The sequence below is a fragment of the Prosthecobacter sp. genome (genome assembly GCF_014879935.1).
GTDB lineage: Bacteria > Verrucomicrobiota > Verrucomicrobiia > Verrucomicrobiales > Verrucomicrobiaceae > Prosthecobacter.
Map to the genome: position 1 here is coordinate 22,421 of NZ_JACSRD010000186.1, position 17,472 is coordinate 39,892.

At 61.1% G+C, this 17,472-nt stretch carries 17 protein-coding genes; 8 read left to right on the top strand and 9 right to left on the bottom strand.

Annotation, left to right across the window (positions count from 1 at the left end; all coding sequences use genetic code 11):
• Window positions 1-3: 3 nt before the first annotated feature.
• The 4 genes from IAE77_RS20280 to IAE77_RS20295 form a co-directional block, all read right to left on the bottom strand.
• Window positions 4-1,437, bottom strand: coding sequence for a hypothetical protein (locus IAE77_RS20280; RefSeq protein ID WP_294230697.1), 1,434 nt, complete (start codon window positions 1,435-1,437; stop codon window positions 4-6).
• A gap of 41 nt (window positions 1,438-1,478) precedes the next feature.
• Entirely contained in the window at window positions 1,479-3,068 is a 1,590-nt protein-coding gene (xrtU, locus tag IAE77_RS20285) for an exosortase U (protein WP_294230699.1), read from the bottom strand.
• A gap of 33 nt (window positions 3,069-3,101) precedes the next feature.
• Window positions 3,102-3,821 (bottom strand): choice-of-anchor E domain-containing protein, encoded by a 720-nt coding sequence (locus IAE77_RS20290; protein WP_294230701.1) that lies wholly within the window; start codon window positions 3,819-3,821, stop codon window positions 3,102-3,104.
• Between the two features lie 81 nt (window positions 3,822-3,902).
• Entirely contained in the window at window positions 3,903-4,598 is a 696-nt protein-coding gene (locus tag IAE77_RS20295; protein ID WP_294230704.1) for a response regulator transcription factor, read from the bottom strand.
• 434 nt (window positions 4,599-5,032) lie between these two features.
• Here IAE77_RS20295 and IAE77_RS20300 point away from each other — a divergent pair, with 434 nt between their 5' ends.
• A complete protein-coding gene (locus tag IAE77_RS20300) occupies window positions 5,033-5,707 on the top strand; it encodes a response regulator transcription factor (RefSeq protein WP_294230708.1) in 675 nt (224 codons plus the stop codon).
• 87 nt (window positions 5,708-5,794) lie between these two features.
• Here the strand turns inward: IAE77_RS20300 and cutA are convergent, their stop codons facing one another.
• On the bottom strand, window positions 5,795-6,112 hold the full coding sequence (cutA, locus tag IAE77_RS20305; protein ID WP_294230711.1) for a divalent-cation tolerance protein CutA: 318 nt from the start codon (window positions 6,110-6,112) through the stop codon (window positions 5,795-5,797).
• Window positions 6,113-6,124: 12 nt separating this feature from the next.
• Between cutA and IAE77_RS20310 the strand changes: the two genes are divergently transcribed.
• The 6 genes from IAE77_RS20310 (at window position 6,125) to IAE77_RS20335 (ending at window position 11,767) form a co-directional block, all read left to right on the top strand.
• Window positions 6,125-7,270, top strand: coding sequence for an ATP-binding protein (locus IAE77_RS20310; RefSeq protein ID WP_294230713.1), 1,146 nt, complete (start codon window positions 6,125-6,127; stop codon window positions 7,268-7,270).
• 110 nt (window positions 7,271-7,380) lie between these two features.
• A complete protein-coding gene (locus IAE77_RS20315; RefSeq protein ID WP_294230716.1) occupies window positions 7,381-7,665 on the top strand; it encodes an SWIB/MDM2 domain-containing protein in 285 nt (94 codons plus the stop codon).
• 121 nt (window positions 7,666-7,786) lie between these two features.
• Window positions 7,787-8,542 carry a 3-deoxy-manno-octulosonate cytidylyltransferase gene (gene kdsB / locus IAE77_RS20320; RefSeq protein WP_294230719.1) on the top strand — a complete coding sequence of 252 codons (756 nt, stop codon included), beginning with the start codon at window positions 7,787-7,789 and terminating at the stop codon, window positions 8,540-8,542.
• 34 nt (window positions 8,543-8,576) lie between these two features.
• Window positions 8,577-10,196 (top strand): CTP synthase, encoded by a 1,620-nt coding sequence (locus IAE77_RS20325; RefSeq protein ID WP_294230721.1) that lies wholly within the window; start codon window positions 8,577-8,579, stop codon window positions 10,194-10,196.
• Window positions 10,197-10,285: 89 nt separating this feature from the next.
• Window positions 10,286-11,032 (top strand): Bax inhibitor-1/YccA family protein, encoded by a 747-nt coding sequence (locus IAE77_RS20330; RefSeq protein WP_294230723.1) that lies wholly within the window; start codon window positions 10,286-10,288, stop codon window positions 11,030-11,032.
• 39 nt (window positions 11,033-11,071) lie between these two features.
• On the top strand, window positions 11,072-11,767 hold the full coding sequence (locus IAE77_RS20335; protein ID WP_294230728.1) for a hypothetical protein: 696 nt from the start codon (window positions 11,072-11,074) through the stop codon (window positions 11,765-11,767).
• Window positions 11,768-11,820: 53 nt separating this feature from the next.
• Here IAE77_RS20335 and IAE77_RS20340 read toward each other — a convergent pair whose 3' ends face one another.
• The 4 genes from IAE77_RS20340 to mutL all read right to left on the bottom strand — a co-directional run bounded on the left by IAE77_RS20340 (window position 11,821) and on the right by mutL (window position 16,899).
• On the bottom strand, window positions 11,821-12,159 hold the full coding sequence (locus tag IAE77_RS20340; protein ID WP_294230731.1) for a hypothetical protein: 339 nt from the start codon (window positions 12,157-12,159) through the stop codon (window positions 11,821-11,823).
• A gap of 4 nt (window positions 12,160-12,163) precedes the next feature.
• Complete coding sequence (gene eno / locus IAE77_RS20345; protein ID WP_294230734.1) at window positions 12,164-13,450, bottom strand: phosphopyruvate hydratase; 1,287 nt, start codon at window positions 13,448-13,450, stop codon at window positions 12,164-12,166.
• A gap of 215 nt (window positions 13,451-13,665) precedes the next feature.
• On the bottom strand, window positions 13,666-14,961 hold the full coding sequence (locus tag IAE77_RS20350; protein ID WP_294230736.1) for a DUF1501 domain-containing protein: 1,296 nt from the start codon (window positions 14,959-14,961) through the stop codon (window positions 13,666-13,668).
• A gap of 81 nt (window positions 14,962-15,042) precedes the next feature.
• Complete coding sequence (mutL, locus tag IAE77_RS20355) at window positions 15,043-16,899, bottom strand: DNA mismatch repair endonuclease MutL (protein WP_294230738.1); 1,857 nt, start codon at window positions 16,897-16,899, stop codon at window positions 15,043-15,045.
• A gap of 130 nt (window positions 16,900-17,029) precedes the next feature.
• On the opposite strand from mutL, the gene IAE77_RS20360 reads away from it, so the two are divergent.
• On the top strand, window positions 17,030-17,362 hold the full coding sequence (locus IAE77_RS20360; RefSeq protein ID WP_294230740.1) for an iron-sulfur cluster assembly accessory protein: 333 nt from the start codon (window positions 17,030-17,032) through the stop codon (window positions 17,360-17,362).
• The last annotated feature ends 110 nt before the right edge of the window (window positions 17,363-17,472 follow it).

Genomic DNA, 17,472 nt, shown 5'->3' on the forward strand with positions numbered 1-17,472 from the left:
AGATCACTGCGGCAGCGTCCTGCCCGGTGAGGACGGAGCCGCTGCGGCGAGTGCCGCGGAGCGATGCTCGGTGGCGAGTTCCGGCATGCCGAGCTGCTGGTAATACTGCGCCAGCTTCGCGTGCGTGGACTGCTTGTTCCGCGCACGGGCCAGGGAGTGCTCCAGATCGCGCACGGCCTCCTTGTATTGGCCGAGTTTGGCCAGCACGTGGCCGCGAGTGTCGAGGTAGAAGGGGTTTTCAGCGTCGAGCTTGATCAGCTCGTCCATCATCGCGAGCGCCTTCTCGAGCTCGGCACGATCATCTGACACGGAGGCGATGGCCATGGCGAGATTGTTGCTGATCACGCCGAAACCGGAGTTCAGGGAGCTGGCGAGCTCGAAATGCGCGCGCGCGGCGTTCTTGTCGCCACGTTTCCAGTCCTGCACGCCGAGGTAGTAGTGCATGAAGGAGGTGGCGATGCCGCCTTTGCTCAGGATGCGCGAGACATACTGGCCGCGCTCTTCCACGCTGACGGGCAGCTCGTCGCAGTCGCTGAGGAAGGCCATGATGAGATCCTGGCTCTCCGGGCTGATCTGGATGCCTTGTTCGAGCAGTTCCATCACCTTCGCGCGATCATGGCCGGGCTGTTCCTTCACATGACGGCTCCAGGAGAGGTAGATGCCGCCGAGAACCTGGCGCTCTTCCTTGGTGGGCTCGCCTTTGTGAGAGCTGAGCATCCACTGCACGGCCTTTTCAAACTGCCGCTGCAGGCTGAGGCTGACCGCGATGGAAAATCGGATGCTGTCAGTGCCGGATTCGTCGGAGGCGTGCATGGCACGCAGGGCGGTTTCGGCCTCACGGGCGGTTTTGATGGAGTCGCCGGTCATTCCGCTGAGTTGCAGGGCGGTGGCCTTCATCAGCAGCAGGTCACCGCGTTTTTTCATGTCGATGCGGCTGAGATGATGCAGGGCGGTCTTCCAATCGTTGCGGCCGGCGGCGAAACGGGCGGCGAGTTCGAGCGCATCGACGTTCGTGGGATCACTTTGAAGCGCCAGGTTCATATGCCGGCCGGCGTTCTGCATATCCGGCTTGGCTTGCGAGAGCAGAATGGCCGCCTGCATGACGTGTGCGGGCGCGTAACCGGGACGATCTGCCGGTGCGAGGCGTGCGAGCAGGCGGGAGGCCTCCATCTCGCGGCCCATGCCGCGCAGGGCCTTGGCCTCGATCAGCACGGCCTTCTGACTCTGAACGCCGTCCTGGGTGAGTCGCATGGCGGCGATGCGTGCCTCGACGAAGCGGCCTTTGTCGAGATGCGCCTGGGCTTCTTTTTCCAACTGGGCCACGTGGGGCGGGTCGGTGGCCTCACGCGAATGGAGGATCATGAATCCGAGCAGAAGCACCACAAGCACTGCGGGAATGCCGAGAATGGCGTCGAGCGGGCGGCGTTGGTCGAACATGGAGGACAGGCGGTGTCGTGTTTCGTGGATGAAGTCCTGGATCATTCGCTTTCCTTTCCAGAGGGTGATGTGCGGGTTGAAATGGCATCTGCCAGCAGGTTGCGGGCGCCGGCGAGGAGGTCGGTGAAGGCTTGCTGCGCGGTTTCCTCCTCCTGCGGCTCGATGGCGAGCACCTGGAGGACGTACGTGGTCGTCGGGCCGCGTTTGGGCTGGGTCCAGCGTGACCAGAGGCGCTTGCCGAGGTGATCGAGAGGGTTCTCCGAGTTGAGTTTCTGCGCGGTGCCTTTTTCATCGAGCACGCTGAGCCAGAGATGGGCCCGAGTGAGCTCGGTGGGCTGGTTCATTTCGAGGAAGCGCACGGTCTTCTCGCGGTCACCCGGAAGCGCGGCGTCCACCTGCTTCTGAAACTGCCAGCCCTGGCCGTTGTAGCAGACGCGGGTGTCGTGGAAGCCGAGGAAGGGGAAATTCACGGCCACAAAGGCCTCCAGGCCGTCCTTGCGATAGAGCCACACCTGGTTGCGGACACCGAGCTTGCCGATGATGGAGTCTTCGAGCGGCTTGTCGCCTTCACGCAGCCAGCCGGAGAGCTGTTTGGGCATCTGGAACTCCTCATCAGTGAGATTGCCCAGCGGTTGGCCGCTGGTGACGGCGGAGGGTCGAGACAAGGCGAGCAACTCCGGCCCGGTGATGCTCACAGTGCCGATGAGGGCGATGAGCAGGCTGATACGCGCATACCACGGGTGGGCGGCAGCGGCGGCAGGCACGGGCGGCCGCATCCACGGCGGCGTGTGCGTGACGGCGGGAGCCCAGTTGAGGGCGAAATTCCAGCCGCGGTCAGCGCTCCACACCATGGCGAGATCGAGGAGGAAGAAGGCGAATCCCACCGCCTCATGCGGCCAGCCTTGATCGAGCTCCAGGCCCCAGTGGTGAAGTCCGCCGATCACGACGCAGATGCGCAACACATTGGACGCCACGGAGATCACCACGGCGGAAAGCATCATGAACAGCGCGTGAAGGAGCGATCTGCGGTTCAAACTGCACACGACCACCGCCACACAGACGGCGGCGAGCAGGGAATTGGCCCCGCTGCAGGCGTCATCGACGAAGAAGCGCTTCTCCGGCGTCGCCACGATGGTGCCCTGGACCACGTGGAGCACCTGCATGGCATCAAGCCAGCCCTGACTGAGCCTCGCGGCGAGTCCGGCGAGGATTTGATGCAACTGCTGGTCCAGCATCATCGGCGGCGGAATGAAAAACAGCGCGAGCGCCGGCAGCGACCAAGCTGGTGCCTGGTTCTCACCCGGCTGTCTGGCGGCGGCCACTGCGGCCGCCGCCAGCACCAACGCCACTCCTGCGAGAAATGGGGAGACCAGCACAAACGAAGTCAACGCCAGCAGCAGATGGGCCACAGCCAGCCAGCGGCATGCCGCAGGATGGCGCGGTCGCTGGAGATCACGCAGCCCGCCATCCCGGATCAGCAGCCAGACGCCCGCCGCCAGAGGCAACGGGACGAAGTGCAGGGCCGGATGACGGGCCCATACCTCATGCAGGGCGAAGAACAGGCAGACCACCGCCGACGCCAAAGTCATCCACAACGCAGGGAGGCGTTCGCTCTGATGGGAGGTCTTCAAGATCGGCGGTGGGTTGAGATTTGGGCCCGATGATCAAGCGAGGGCGGCCACTGCGGGCTTCGCACGCTTTTTGAAGGCGAATCCTGCGACAAACAGCAGTCCGGCGCCGCCGAGGATCACGGCGGGTGGCTCAGGTACCGGAGCGATGGGGGCAGCGGTGTAGGAGTAGGTCACCTGGAGGTTGCCAGTGGTGCTGCCGGTGATGCTGGTCAGCCACGAGGTGGTGCTGCCGGAACCCGAAGCGGTCGGCGTGGCCCCGAAGGTGTTGGAGAGATACAACGGGACGCTGCCCGTGCCCTGGAAGTCCGTGAAGTTGGCATCGGCCGAGGTGTAGCTGTCTGTCTGGGTGAAGCCGTTGAAGACGATGTTCTCCACCGTGTAGGATTCGCCTTGGTTCAGCGTCACCGTGCCGCCGGCGGGCGTGTGGTTCTTGGTGCGGCCGACTTCGGCCACCAGATCACCGGTGTCACCGACGGAGGGCACATAACCTTCGACCGTGTTGGTGAAGGTGATCTTGCTCACGGTGACGGTGCCGGTGTTCTGGTTGGTGATGGATGCGGTGGAGATGCTGGAGTTGACCGTCCAGGACAACGTGACCTCGTTCAGCGTGCCGAGCGAGGTGTCGAACTGGTCGAAGTAGAACTGCGTGCCGCCGGTGACGGTGCCGAAGTTGACGGTTTGGGTGATGACGTCGGCACGGGAGGCGACAGCCGTGGTGAAGAGTGCGAGGGCGAGTAGAAGTGGCTTTTTCATAGCAGATGTATTTTCCATAACTTGGGGTTGAGGTGCAAATTCGGGTGTGTAAGTGAAGCCTTAAGCTCCTTAGAGGTGCGGCTAAACCCAGAGACGGACAGCTTCCAGGATGCTGGTCACGCCGAGCTTCCCCAGAGCATTGCGCTTGTGGCTGGAGATGGTTTTCATGCTGAGACCCAGGCGGCTGGCCACCTGGCTGGGCCGCATGCCCGAGACCAGCAGGTTCAGCACCTCCTCCTCACGTGCGGAAAGGGAGAAGGGTGAGGCGTCCGAGTCCTCGCAGGCGGACCCTGACGGCATGGCCGAGCAGGCCACCACGGCCGCCAGTTCGCTCGACATGTAAGGGACGCCCTCCAAGGCGGCGCACATGGCCCGCTTCAGCTCCTCCACGGATTCGTTGCTGCCGATGAAGATGGAAGCGCCGGCCTGCATCGCTGTGCGGGCGGTGATGTGGGCGGGTGGACCGCAGATCAGCAGGACGTGTCTGCCGCCCTGCTGTAGGATCGCGGCTTTCAGCGTCTCCACACCATGGTCGCTGCCAGTGGCAGGATGGAACTCCATCATCATCGCATCGGATTCATGTTCGCGGCCGACAAACTGGACGTCGCGCAGGCTGGCCGCTTCGGAAATGCGGCATTTGGGGAAGATCTTCTTCAATAACAGTCCCCAGCTCTTCCGGGTGATCTCGCTGGGGTGGAAGAGAATGAAGTGCGGGTTGGAAAGCACGGGAGGCGATTCAAAAGCCTCCAGCTTTGAGGGGGAAGGGAACGTGTTCACGGTCGGCTGGCGTAGGTCCGTGGTGACACCCCGTGCTGTTTCCAGATAGTGGAATGGTTGAGCGGGAATGGGAGCGGACATGTTGAAATACTGTAACCACTCGCGCTACTGAGACATTAAAGCCGCGCCTCGAAACCGGCTAAGTCCTACCTTATCGCGTAAAGCGCCATTCAACTGCCGAGTTCAGGAAAGCTAAATCAACTTCAGCCGGACCGGTGATGGCTTCTGTGAAATGGGCACGTGGAGACCCCAGCTAACACCTTCATTTTGAGTTCCAAAAGGGTCCTGAAAGCCTAAGGCAACCCTTACACCCCGTTGCTTGCGAGGCTAAATATTTGAAACTTAATTTACCTGTAATTTCAGATTTTTAAGAGAACGTCTGTTTTTATAATTTCTACCACAAGCCCAGTTTCCTCCAAGCCCCACCAAAAACTATGACACCCTCCAAAAACATCCTGATTGTGGACGATCACGCCATGTTCGCCGAAACCCTCGGTCAATACCTGCGCATGATGTTCAAAGACTACGCGATCACCGTCGTCACCAGCGCTGAAAAGGCGCGCGAGCATGCCTCCCGGCAGCCGGTGGACGTTGTGCTGATCGATCTGGAAATGACCGACTGCTCCGGACTGACCCTCCTGGCTGATTTTTCCAGCGCCATGCCCGCGCCGGCCTGCATCATCGTCAGCATGCACCTCCAGGCACCGTGGATCGAGCGTGCGCTGAAGGCGGGTGCCTCCGGCTACGTGGCCAAAGACTCGCCACCGACGGAAATCGTCAACGCCATCCAGTCAGCGCTCCGTGGGAAGAAATACCTCTCCCGCAGCGTCGCCCAGTCCTTCGCCGAAAACGCCGTCCGTCTCCCCATGGGCGGGAAAGAGCTGCACAAGGCGCTGAGCGACCGGGAATTCGAGATTTTCCTGCAACTGGCGCAGGGCAAGAGCCTGAAGGCCATCTCGCTGGATCTCAGCCTGTCCGCCAAGACCGTTTCTGTGCATAAACACAACATCTGGAAAAAGACCGGCATCGATTCGGGGGCGAAAATCGCCCGCTACTGCGTCGAACACGGCCTCCTGGCCGGCAGCAGCCAGACGTTCATGGCGGCCTGATTTTCAAGGTGTGCTTGAAAGGAAAAGTCGTGACCGCATCCAGCGAGGGCTGGGTGCGGTTTCGCATTTTCAGAGCGGCTTCAGGCGTCATGTGACACTCGCGGCCACCCACTGCGCGTAGCTGTTGGCGACTTGTTCAGGTCTGAGGGCGACGATTTCCGGCACGTCGTAGGGGTGCAGTCCGGCAAGGCGGGATTCGAAGCGTGGCCAGGCCTCAGGCGTGGTTTTAAAGATGGCCAGCACCTCGGAACTGGTCTCGACCTTGCCTTCCCAACGATAAATCGACTCCACGGCGGGGATGAGATTCACACAGGCGGCCAGTTGCGATTCCACCAGCGCCGTGCCAGTCTCGCGGGCCTTTGCCATGTCGGGAAAGGTGCATAGGACGATCAAAATGTCGCTCATGCCCGCCAGTGTATGAGATCCGCCTTCATCGACAAGCTCATCAAACGCATGGACCGCCTGGAACCGGGCGAAGTGCAGGGCATCGTGCTCGAGTTGCTGAAGGAAAAGGGTTTTCTGGAGAAGGTGTTCGACGCGTTGCAGGAAGGCGTGATCCTGCTCGATACGGAGGCCAAGGTGACCTATGTGAACCAGGCCGCGTGCCGGTTTTTCGGCCTGCAGCGGGACCAGGTCATCGGCCAGCGCCTGGCCCAGGGCGTCCGTGGGCTGGACTGGAACGAACTGCTCATCCCGGGCACGGTCGTGAGCCGCGATCTGGAGGTTTTTTACCCGGAGAACCTCTTTTTGAACTTCTACATCACCAGCATCGACGACGAGCAGCCGCTGGGCTTCGTGATGCTGATCCGGGATGTCACCGAGACGCGAAAACACACCGAGCAGCAGATCGAAAGCGAGCGACTGAACGCCTTCACCCTGCTGGCGGCCGGCGTGGCGCACGAACTCGGCAATCCGCTCAATTCCCTGACCATCCACCTCCAGCTTCTGGAGCGGCGGCTGAAAAAAATGGGCGCGAAGGGCGAAAGCCTGCGCGAGCACCTCGACGTGGCCACGGGCGAGATCAAGCGGCTGGATTTCATCATCGGCCAGTTCCTCGCCGCCATCCGTCCCACCAAGCCGCAGCTCCAGCGTGTGCAGTTGCGCGAGCTGCTGGATGAATGCCTGCGCTTCCTGCAGCCTGAAATCGAGCAGGCCAGGGTGAAACTCAAGCTCGACCTGCGCACGGACCTGCCCTCCATGCCGCTGGACCCGAACCAGATGAAGCAGGCAGTCTTCAATCTCGTGCGCAATGCCTGCCAGGCCATGCCCGATGGCGGCACACTGACGGTCAGCGGCACCTTCACCGACTACGACGTGCGCCTGAGCTTTGAAGACACCGGCAAAGGCATCAGCGCCGAGCAGATGAACAAGCTCTTCCAGCCATTCGCCACGACTCGCAGCACCGGCACCGGCCTGGGGCTGCTGATCGTGCGGCGGATCGTCCGCGAACATGGCGGCGAGATCGACATCGAAAGCCGTGAAGGGCAGGGGACCCGCGTGAGCTTGTGGCTGCCGCTGGTGGAGAAAAAGGTGCGCCTTCTGGAGAACGGAGAGGTGCCGTGAGACACACGCCGGAGGCCGAAATAGCGTTCGCGAGGCGAAAAACGCTACAGAAAAACCCCTGCGCTCCCGAGGTTGACCTGTAGCGTTTCAGCCGCCAGCGTCTCTGTCCTATGTCCGACTCAACCAATCCGAAACCCGCCCGCAAACTCAATCCCGCTCTCTCCAAGCCCGTCCAGCCGGACGAGGTGCTTGCCGCCGTGGTGGGGTCCGAACCGCTCTCCCGTGGTGAATTGACGAAAAAGCTGTGGGACTACATCAAGGCGAACGGTCTCCAGGACCAGGCCAAGAAGACCAACATCAACGCCGACGACAAGCTCAAGGCCGTCTTTGGCGGGAAGAGCCAGGTGACGATGTTTGAGATGACCAAGCTGGTCAACGCGCACGTCAAAGCGTGAGATTTGACCGTTACAGCCCGAGTTGAAGGTTCGATTGGCCGCCCCGAAACGGGCGGCCAATTCTTTGTTGAAACCTCCGCCAAGCCGTCGCATCTCAGGCGAACCCGCCTGTCACACTGCCTTGGCAACCAACGACTCCTCCCGCACCCTCGTCGCCATCCCTGCCCGCTGGGGATCCACCCGCTTCCCGGGCAAGCCGCTCCACCTCATCGCCGGAAAACCGCTGGTCCAGCATGTCTGGGAGCGTTGCCAGGAGTGCAAGCAGGTCGACGACGTGATCATCGCGACCGATGACGCCCGGATCGCCGAGGCGGCGGCCAGTTTCGGCGCGAAGGCCGTCCTGACCTCGCCGGATCATCCCAGCGGCACGGATCGCATCGCCGAGGCGGCCAAATCCTTCCCGGATCATCGCGTGATCATCAATGTGCAGGGCGACGAGCCGTTGATCTCGCCCGCGTTGATCGACGAACTCGCCCGCGCGCTGCGTGACGACCCTGCGGTGAAGATGATCACCGCCGCCGCCCCGATCCAGGACGCGGCGCAAATCAGCGACGCGAACGTGGTGAAGGTCATTTTCGACACGCAGGGCGACGCGCTCTATTTCTCGCGCTCGCCGCTGCCCTTCGTCCGCAATCCGGCCGCCTGGCCGCGCAGCTACCGCCATCTGGGCATTTACGGCTTCCAGCGCAGCTTCCTGTTTCAGTTCGTCGCCTGGCCGCCGTCCCGGCTGGAGCAAACCGAGTCGCTGGAGCAGCTCCGCGCCCTCGAAAACGGCACCCGCATCCGTGTCGTGCTCACGGACGAGCTTTCGCCCGGCGTTGACACGCCGGAGCAGGCGGCTGCCATCGAACAACATCTTCAAAAACAAACTTCTTGAACTGGGAACCGCGCACAGCGAACCGAGAACAATCATGAAATACATTTTCGTCACCGGCGGCGTTGTCAGTTCACTCGGAAAAGGGCTCGCGGCCTCCTCCCTGGGCACCCTGCTGGAACTGCGGGGGCTGAAGGTCATCATGCAGAAGTTTGACCCGTATCTGAACATCGATCCGGGCACGATGAACCCCTACGAGCACGGGGAGGTGTATGTGCTGGATGATGGAGCGGAGACGGACCTGGACCTCGGCCACTACGAGCGCTTCACCCACACGAATCTCTCCCGTCTGAACAATCTGACCTCCGGCCAGGTGTATCAGAACGTCCTGGACAAGGAACGGGCGGGCAAATACAAGGGCCGCACGGTGCAGGTCATCCCCCACGTCACGAACGAGATCAAGGCCCGCATCCACGACGTGGCGGAAAAGATGCAGGGGGACGTCATCATCACGGAAATCGGAGGAACGGTCGGTGACATCGAAGGCCTGCCGTTCCTGGAGGCGATCCGCCAGTTCGGCCACGAAGTCGGCCCGGGGAACGTGCTGTACATCCACGCCACGCTGGTTCCTTACATCAAGGCGGCCCAGGAATTGAAGACCAAGCCCACTCAGCAGAGCATCGCCAAGCTGCGTGAGATCGGGATCGCGCCCCACATCATCCTCTGCCGCACCGAGCAGCCGCTGGACCTCGACGTGCGTGAAAAAATCTCGCTTTTCGGCAACGTGCCGATCGAGTCGGTCGTCGAGGTGCGGGATGTGAAGCACACGATCTACGAAGTGCCGCTGAAGCTGCATGAAGAGCGCCTGGACGACAATGTCTGCCGCCTGCTTGGCCTCAACACGCCGCAGCCGGACCTCGCCCGCTGGCGCAGCTTCGTTCAGCGCGTCGTTCATCCGTCGCATCACGTGCGCATCGGAGTCGTGGGCAAGTACATCGAGCTGCAGGACGCCTACAAATCGATCTACGAGGCGCTCACGCATGCTGGCGCCGCGAACGACTGCAAGGTGGACATCGTCCGCATCGATGCCGAGAGCATCGAGAAAGCCGGGCCGGAGCTGTACCTCTCCGGCTTGCAGGGCATCCTGATTCCCGGCGGTTTTGGCGACCGCGGCACAGAGGGCAAGATCACGGCCGCTCGTTATGCGCGTGAGAAGAAAGTGCCCTATTTTGGCATCTGCCTCGGCATGCAGATTGCCGTCATCGAATTCGCCCGCAATGTCTGCGACTTGAAGAACGCGACGAGCACGGAGTTCGACAAGGCGACGGAGCATCCCGTGATCAGCCTGTTGGAAGAGCAGAAAAAAGTCACCCAGCTCGGCGGCACGATGCGTCTGGGCACCTGGGTGACCGATCTCGTGCCTGGAAGCAAGGCGTATGAGCTGTATCACAGCGCCACCATCACGGAGCGCCATCGCCATCGTTACGAGTTCAATTCCGACTACAAGGCGCTCATGGAGGAGAAAGGCATGCTCATCTCCGGCACGTCTCCGAAGGGCGATCTGGCTGAGATCATCGAACTGCCGGATCATCCGTTCTTCGTCGCCTGCCAGTTCCATCCGGAGTTCCTGAGCAAGCCGAACCACCCGCATCCGATCTTCAACGGCTTCGTCAAGGCGGCCGTTCAGCATCACGGAGCGCCGGAGCCTGCTTGTTGAACTGTTGAACGCGGCCAGTGCCGAAAGTGGCGGGTTGACCAGTCTGTGGCACGTCCTGTAGTCTGATCGCGAAATCAGAATATCCAATCATGCGCACCTCGAACCCCACCCTCAACGACCGCGTTTTTGAGAACTCCCGCACTGGCGTCGCCGCCGACGGGGTGATGACCCTCAACGGCACCGTCATCAAAACAGCGGTCCTGACGCTGCTGCTCGTCACTGCGGCCAGTTGGAGCTGGAAACTGGCCTTGAGCGGCAATCCGCCCGCATGGTTCGGCTCCGCTCTCACTTTTGGCTGGCTGGTGCCCCTGGCGACGGCGCTGATCATCGCTTTCGTGCCCAAAACCGCGCCGGCGCTGGCTCCGGTGTATGCTCTCGGGAAAGGCATCATCGTCGGCATCATCTCAGCCATGTATGAGACGCAGTTCGGCGGGATCGTTTTGACGGCCGTCATGCTGACTTGCGGCATTCTGTTCGCGTTGCTGGGGGCCTACATGACCGGCTTCATCAAGGCGACAGAGAACTTCAAGCTCGGCATTTTCGCCGCCACAGGAGGCATCGCATTGTTTTACCTCGTCGCGTGGGTGCTGGGGATGTTTGGCATCCAGATTCCGGGTCTGTTTGGCAATGGCTGGGTCGGAATCGCCTTCTCCGGCTTTGTGGTGGTCATCGCCGCGTTGAATCTGGTGCTCGACTTCGATTTCATTGAGAACGGTTGTTCTGTCGCTGCCCCCAAGCACATGGAATGGTATGCTGCCTTCGGTCTGCTGGTCACGCTCGTGTGGCTCTACCTCGAAATCCTGCGCCTGCTCTCCAAGCTCCGCAGCCGCGATTGAATCCCCGTGCCCGCAACCCTCAAAACTCGACTTCCTGCCATGAAACTCACCTTTCTGCTTGGTCTTTTCCTCGCCAGTTCCCCGTTGCTGCGCGCCAATTCTGAAATCGCGACGATCGTTGACCAGGAATACGGCGCGGCGACCTCGGAGGGCATTGTGCTTCTCCAATCGCCTGCCAGTGCCGCAGATCCGGCCCAGTGGGCCGTTTTTGCCCGCGACCCTTTCCGTCCTGGCGAATTGGTGCGTGCCACGATCACAGCGGAACCGGGCGGCTGGGCACCGAAGGCCGACGGGGCAGGGAACAGGTTGCTCGGGCGCGTGCCTCCGCAGACGATTGCCTTCAATCGCATCAAGTATCGTTCCAGCGATGCGCGCAGGATCGCGCAGCAGAACGCGATGCTGGCCAAGGTGAACTTCGTCACTGCGGCGTATCAGCTTGCAGCCAATGCCACGACTGGTGCTCCGGAATGGGGGCTGGCGCTCATCGACGCCAATGACGTTGAGGTCGGTTTTGTGGTCATTTCTGCCGAAACAGGAGCCGTCCTGCACCAGCAATGGAGCAACGGGCTTGCCAGCCAGGTGCCTGGAGGACCAATCACGTCGCCTGAACCAGGTTTCAAAGGTGAAAAAGCGGCCGAGGATGTGAGACGCGCCGCACGTCGTGCCTGGGAATGGACAGGTGACACCGGCCTGGAGGTCGGACACTTCTTCAAGCGCCTGTTCCGCGGCGATTGAATTGCTCCCCACGGTTCAGCGGTCAAGAGAGCGCGGCGACCACCGCCCTGCTCTCACTGGCCTTCTTCTTCGAACCGCAGCACATACTCGCCTTGCTTTTGCAGATTGAGACGGTCGCGGGCGGCTGTTTCGAGATAGGCGTTGTCGCCTTTGATCCACTCCATGCGGCGGAGCAGTTTGTCGCGTTCAGCTTTGAGTGTGTCACGCTCGACCCTGATCTGGTCGAGTCGGGTGCGCATGACGAGCTGCTCGTCGATCGGATTGTCACACAGGACATAGACGACCGGGACGACCAGCAGCACCAGGGTGAACCGGCCCACCTTGAGAACTGCGCGCACCCACGACTCCCAGCGTGACTGGGGTTCGGAGACGCGCAGTTCCCGGTAGTTCATGGTTTTAGACCTTCATGCGGCCACCGTAGATGGCGTTTTCGCCGAGCTGCTGCTCGATGCGCAGGAGCTGGTTGTATTTTGCGATACGGTCGCTGCGGCTCATGGAGCCGGTCTTGATCTGGCCGCAGTTCGTGGCGACGGCGAGATCAGCGATGGTGGAATCTTCCGTCTCACCGGAGCGGTGGCTCATCACGGCGGTGTAGGCGTGGCGGTGGGCGAGGTCAACGGCGTCGAGGGTCTCGGTGAGGGAACCAATCTGGTTCACCTTCACGAGGATCGAGTTCGCGACCTTCTGGTCGATGCCCTTCTGGAGGAATTCGACGTTGGTGACGAAAAGATCGTCGCCGACGAGCTGGGTGGTGGCACCAAGTTCCTGGGTGATGACGCTCCAGCCGGCCCAGTCGTTCTCAGCGCAGCCGTCTTCGATGGAGATGATCGGGAACTTCTTCTTCAGCTCGGCGTAGTAGGCGACGAGTTCGGCGGCGGTGCGCTCGGACTTGTCGGACTTCTTGAAGACATACTTGTTTTTGGCCTTGTCGTAGAACTCGGATGAGGCGACGTCGAGGGCGATGGCGATGTCGTCACCGATCTTGTAGCCAGCCTTTTCGATGGCCTGGGCGATGACTTCGAGGGCGTGGTCGGCGCTCTTGAGCGTCGGGGCGAAACCGCCTTCGTCACCCACGGCGGTGCTGAGACCGAGGTCGTGCAGGATCTTCTTGAGCGCGTGGAAGACTTCGGCGCCGTAACGCAGGGCTTCAGAGAAGCTGGGAGCGCCTTTCGGCATGATCATGAACTCCTGGAAGTCGATCGGGGCGTCTGAGTGGGCACCGCCATTGATGATGTTCATCATCGGCACCGGGAGGACTTTGGCGTTCGGGCCGCCGATGTATTTGTAAAGAGGCTGGCCGAGCTGGGTGGCGGCAGCTTTGGCGGCGGCCAGGGAAACGCCGAGAATGGCGTTCGCGCCGCACTTGGACTTCGTCTTCGTGCCATCGACGGCCAGCATGGCCATGTCGAGACCGACTTGATCGGTGGCGTCGGTGCCGATGAGGGCGTCGGCCAGTTCGTTGTTCACGGAATCGACGGCCTTGAGGACGCCTTTGCCAAGGAAACGCTTCTTGTCGCCATCGCGCAGTTCGAGGGCTTCGTGTTCGCCGGTGCTGGCGCCGCTGGGCACTGCCGCGCGGCCGATGGCACCGCCTTCAAGCTGCACATCCACTTCCACAGTGGGGTTTCCGCGGGAGTCAATGATTTCGCGTCCGATGACGGAAACGATGGTGAGGTCGTCCATGAGAGGGTGATTATTTAAGTTTTGCTAATTAATGGGGATTTTTCAAGAAAGGTTTTCCAGAAATCTCCGGGGAGCGCGCTTCATACACGGCTGAACGCGGGCCTCAAACGGTAGTTTCGACACGGCATAGCAGGACGTGCGCCATCCCGGAAAGCAACGTGGGAGACGCTGCGAACGTCTCCCACGGCGAGGAATGCTGGAATGAGGTGCGGCGATCAGCCGAACAGAGCGGTGACCGGCTTGCCTTTGTCGGCGACGGTGAACGGGCGCTTGCTGGGGCTGTAAAGCACCTGGTCGAGCGGAATTCCGAGCGCGTAGGCAATGGTGGCGTTGAAATCCGGAATGGTGACCGGGTTTTCCACTGCTTTGCCGCCCATCTCGTCGGTCGCTCCATAAACTTGGCCACCGCGGATGCCGCCGCCCGCCATCAGGCAGGTGAAGCCAGGAGCGTGGTGGTCGCGTCCGTCGTTCTGATTGATTTCCGGTGTGCGGCCGAACTCAGTGGCGAGAACCACCAGCGTCTCCTGGAGCATGCCGCGGGAGTCGAGGTCCTGTAGCAGGGCGCTGAGGGCCGCGTCCAGTTCATCGCAGAGCTCGGGAACTCGGGTGAAGTTGGCGTTGTGCGTGTCCCAACTGCCAAAGGACACCTCCACGAAGCGCACGCCATGCTCCACGAGACGGCGGGCGAGAAGGCAGCCCTGACCGAAACGGTCGGAGCCATACTTGCTGCGCAGGGCGTCAGGTTCAGCGGAAAGATCGAAGGCTTTCAGTTCCTCGCTCTTCATCATCTTCAGAGCGTCGTCATACATGTCCGAGTACGCGCGGACGTTTTTGACGTTGTAGGTTTCAGCGAACTGGCGGTCGAGTTTCTTCGCAACGTTCAGACGGTCGTGGAAACGCTCCTCAGTGAACCACTGGTTTGTTTTGACATTGTTGATGCCGCCTTCCGGGTCATTGATCATCAGCGGCGAGAAGCGGCTCTCAAAGAAGCCTGCACCTGGATGACGGCTGTCGTTGCCGATCATCACGCTGCCCGGCAGCGTGGGATTGCCGCGATCCTGGAACTTCTGCAGCCACGCGCCCATCGAGGGGTGGCGGATGCTGCTGCGCAGAGTGTAGCTGGTATGCTGGTAATACTGGCCCTGCTCGTGGGCGCCTTGGGTCGAAAGCATGCTGCGAACCAGTGCCAGCTTGTCCATCTGGCGGGCGACGAGCGGCAGGTTGTTGGAAACGCGGATGCCATCGACGTTGGTGTTGATGACCTTCGTCAGACCCATGATGTCGGCTTTGTCCGGCTTCGGATCAAAGGTGTCCAGGTGGCTCATGCCGCCGGTCATGTACAAATAAATCACGTTTCGTGCCGTGGCAGCCTGCTTGAGCGGCGACGCTCCCTGTCCGGGGGCGGCGATCACGCGTGTGTGAAACTGGGAGGCAGCGGTGACGCCGAGGAAGGTCTTGGCGGCACCGGAGACGAAGGAGCGGCGGTTAAGATCGTTGCGAAGCAGGTTCATGGAGCGGTTTTTGGGGGAATGTGCGCCAATAACGGCACGCCACCTCGCTCTTATCACAAGATTTTTGACCACGGCCGGCGATCAGCCCGGTGCGCGACGGCCGAATTTCCGTTCCAGCTCCGCAGTGGAGATCTGTACGAGCGTCGGGCGCCCGTGCGGGCAGCAGTAAGGCATTTCGCAGGCAAACAGGTCCTTTAGCAGGGCCTGTAGTTCCGGAATTGACAGCACATCGTTGCTTTTGACTGACGCCCGGCAGGCCGTGGTGGCGATCGCATCCTCGCTGAGCCGGAGGCTGGAGGATTTCGCGCTGAGGCTGCGCAGTTCTTCGATCACGTCGTCCAGCCACGCCGCAGGATCGTCGGTTTTGAGAAAAGCAGGCACCGCCTCCACCTTGAAGACATTCGGGCCGAAAGGATCGATTTCAATGCCGAGGCGGTTCAACGCAGCCTGGTTTTGTCGGAGCAGGTCGGTGTCCCGCGGCGTTGTTTGCAGCGTGATCGGCATCAGCAGCCGCTGGCACGGCACACCGCCGGTCTCGAGGGCGCGGCGGAACTTTTCGAAGTTCACCCGCTCGTGTGCCGCGTGTTGATCCATGAGCACCAGGCCTTCTGGGCTCTCCATCAGCACATACAGCTTTTGCAGAACTCCAATGATGCGGAAATCAGGAGCCGCAGGCCGATCCGCGTCTTCTTTCTTGGAGCTTGCCGGCTTGGTCTCTGGAGGCGCTTCATCCTGTTTCTGTTCGAGTTCGACCGGAAGTCGGGGCGGAGGAGCCTCGGGAATCGGGGCTCGCGGCGAGACTGGAGCCAGTTGCCGCAGGGGAGCAGCCGTTCGCGTGACGGGGATGTCGAGTTGCTCCTGTCGGTGGCTGATGACGGGCATTGCGGGCGCTGGCACCAGGCTGAACGCTGGTTGGCGGGCTGGCGCATGCCCGGAAGGCAGTTTGGCCGCGCTTTCCAGAGTGCGGCTGATGCTGCGTGAAATGGCATCCCGCACGGCGTTGCCGTCATGAAAGCGCACTTCCTTCTTGGCTGGATGCACATTCACATCGAAGGCATGCGGATCCATCTGAATGAACAGGAAGGTCACCGGATGCTGCCCCTTCATCAAAGCCGTGTGATAGCCCTCACGCAGGCCGTAGGAAATGCTGGCGCTTTCAATGGGGCGGCCATTCAGATAGGTCGTTTGCATCTGGCGGTTTGACCGGCTCATGCCCGGCCCGCCGATGTAGCCGGACACGGTGATGCCGTGGAAGGTGGATTCCTCCACTTTCAGCAGCCTGGAGGCCATTTCACCGCCAACCAGACCGCGAATGCGTTCCAACATGTCATGCGTGGCCGGCAGATGGAGCACGAGTTCGCCATTGTGCGTGAGTGTGAAGGCCACCTGCGGGTTGGCAATCGCGTGCAGTCGCAGTTGCTGCTCAACATGCGCAAATTCCGTGTTTTCCGTGCGCAGGAACTTGCGACGTGCCGGCACGTTGAAGAAAAGCGAGCGTGCCTCAATGACCGTTCCGGGAGCTCCGCCGTGATCCCGCACAGATGTGAGCTTGCCTCCGTTCACCTCGATCTCGGTGCCCACGAGCGATTCTCTCTCCCGTGTGGCCAGTCGGAAGCGCGACACGCTGGCGATGCTGGGCAGCGCCTCACCTCGAAATCCAAAGGTGCAGATGGCCCCGAGGTCATCCTTGGTCCGGATTTTGCTGGTGGCGTGGCGCTCCAGACACAGCATGGCATCCTCACGATCCATTCCACATCCATCATCCACGATACGGATCATTGCGATGCCGCCTCGTTGCGCATGCACTTCGATGTGGCCTGCTCCTGCGTCCAGACTGTTCTCCACCAGTTCTCGAACCAGAGCCGCCGGCCGCTCCACGACTTCTCCCGCTGCCACCTGGCTGGCGAGCGCGTCTGGAAGAATGCGAATTTTGGACATGAATGTGGATAAACTGTGTGGCAGGAAACGTAGCTCTCTTGCTTCCAGGAAACGTCACATTGGACGTCGGTCAGGGAATTTCAATCCCTGCCGCCTTGTACGCCAAGGTTCTGCAAATCGAACTGCCCTCATGATTTCCATCACGTCCAGCGCCCTGGGTCATCTCAAGGCCCTCCTCGTCGAAAAGAACGCCGGTTCCACCACCGGCCTTCGTCTTCGTGTCGAAAAGGGTGGCTGCGCTGGCATGCAGTATGTGATGGCATTGGACGAGGCGCGGGAAGGGGATGCGGTGGAGACGCAGGACGGCGTCTCAGTCCTCATCGACCCGTCCAGCGTGGAATTCCTCCGTGGATGTGAGATCGACTACGTCGATTCGCTTTCTGACAGCGGATTCAAGCTCAATAATCCCAACGCGGCCCGCAGTTGCGGGTGCGGCACCTCTTTTGAACCCCGCCCCGCCTGATCTGAGGCCAAATAATGAGCAAAGATTCTGCCAAGTTATTCACAAAATTTTCTTTTCAAATTCAGCCTAGCTTGTAGAATTTGAACAATCTGATCTTATAAAAACTAAAA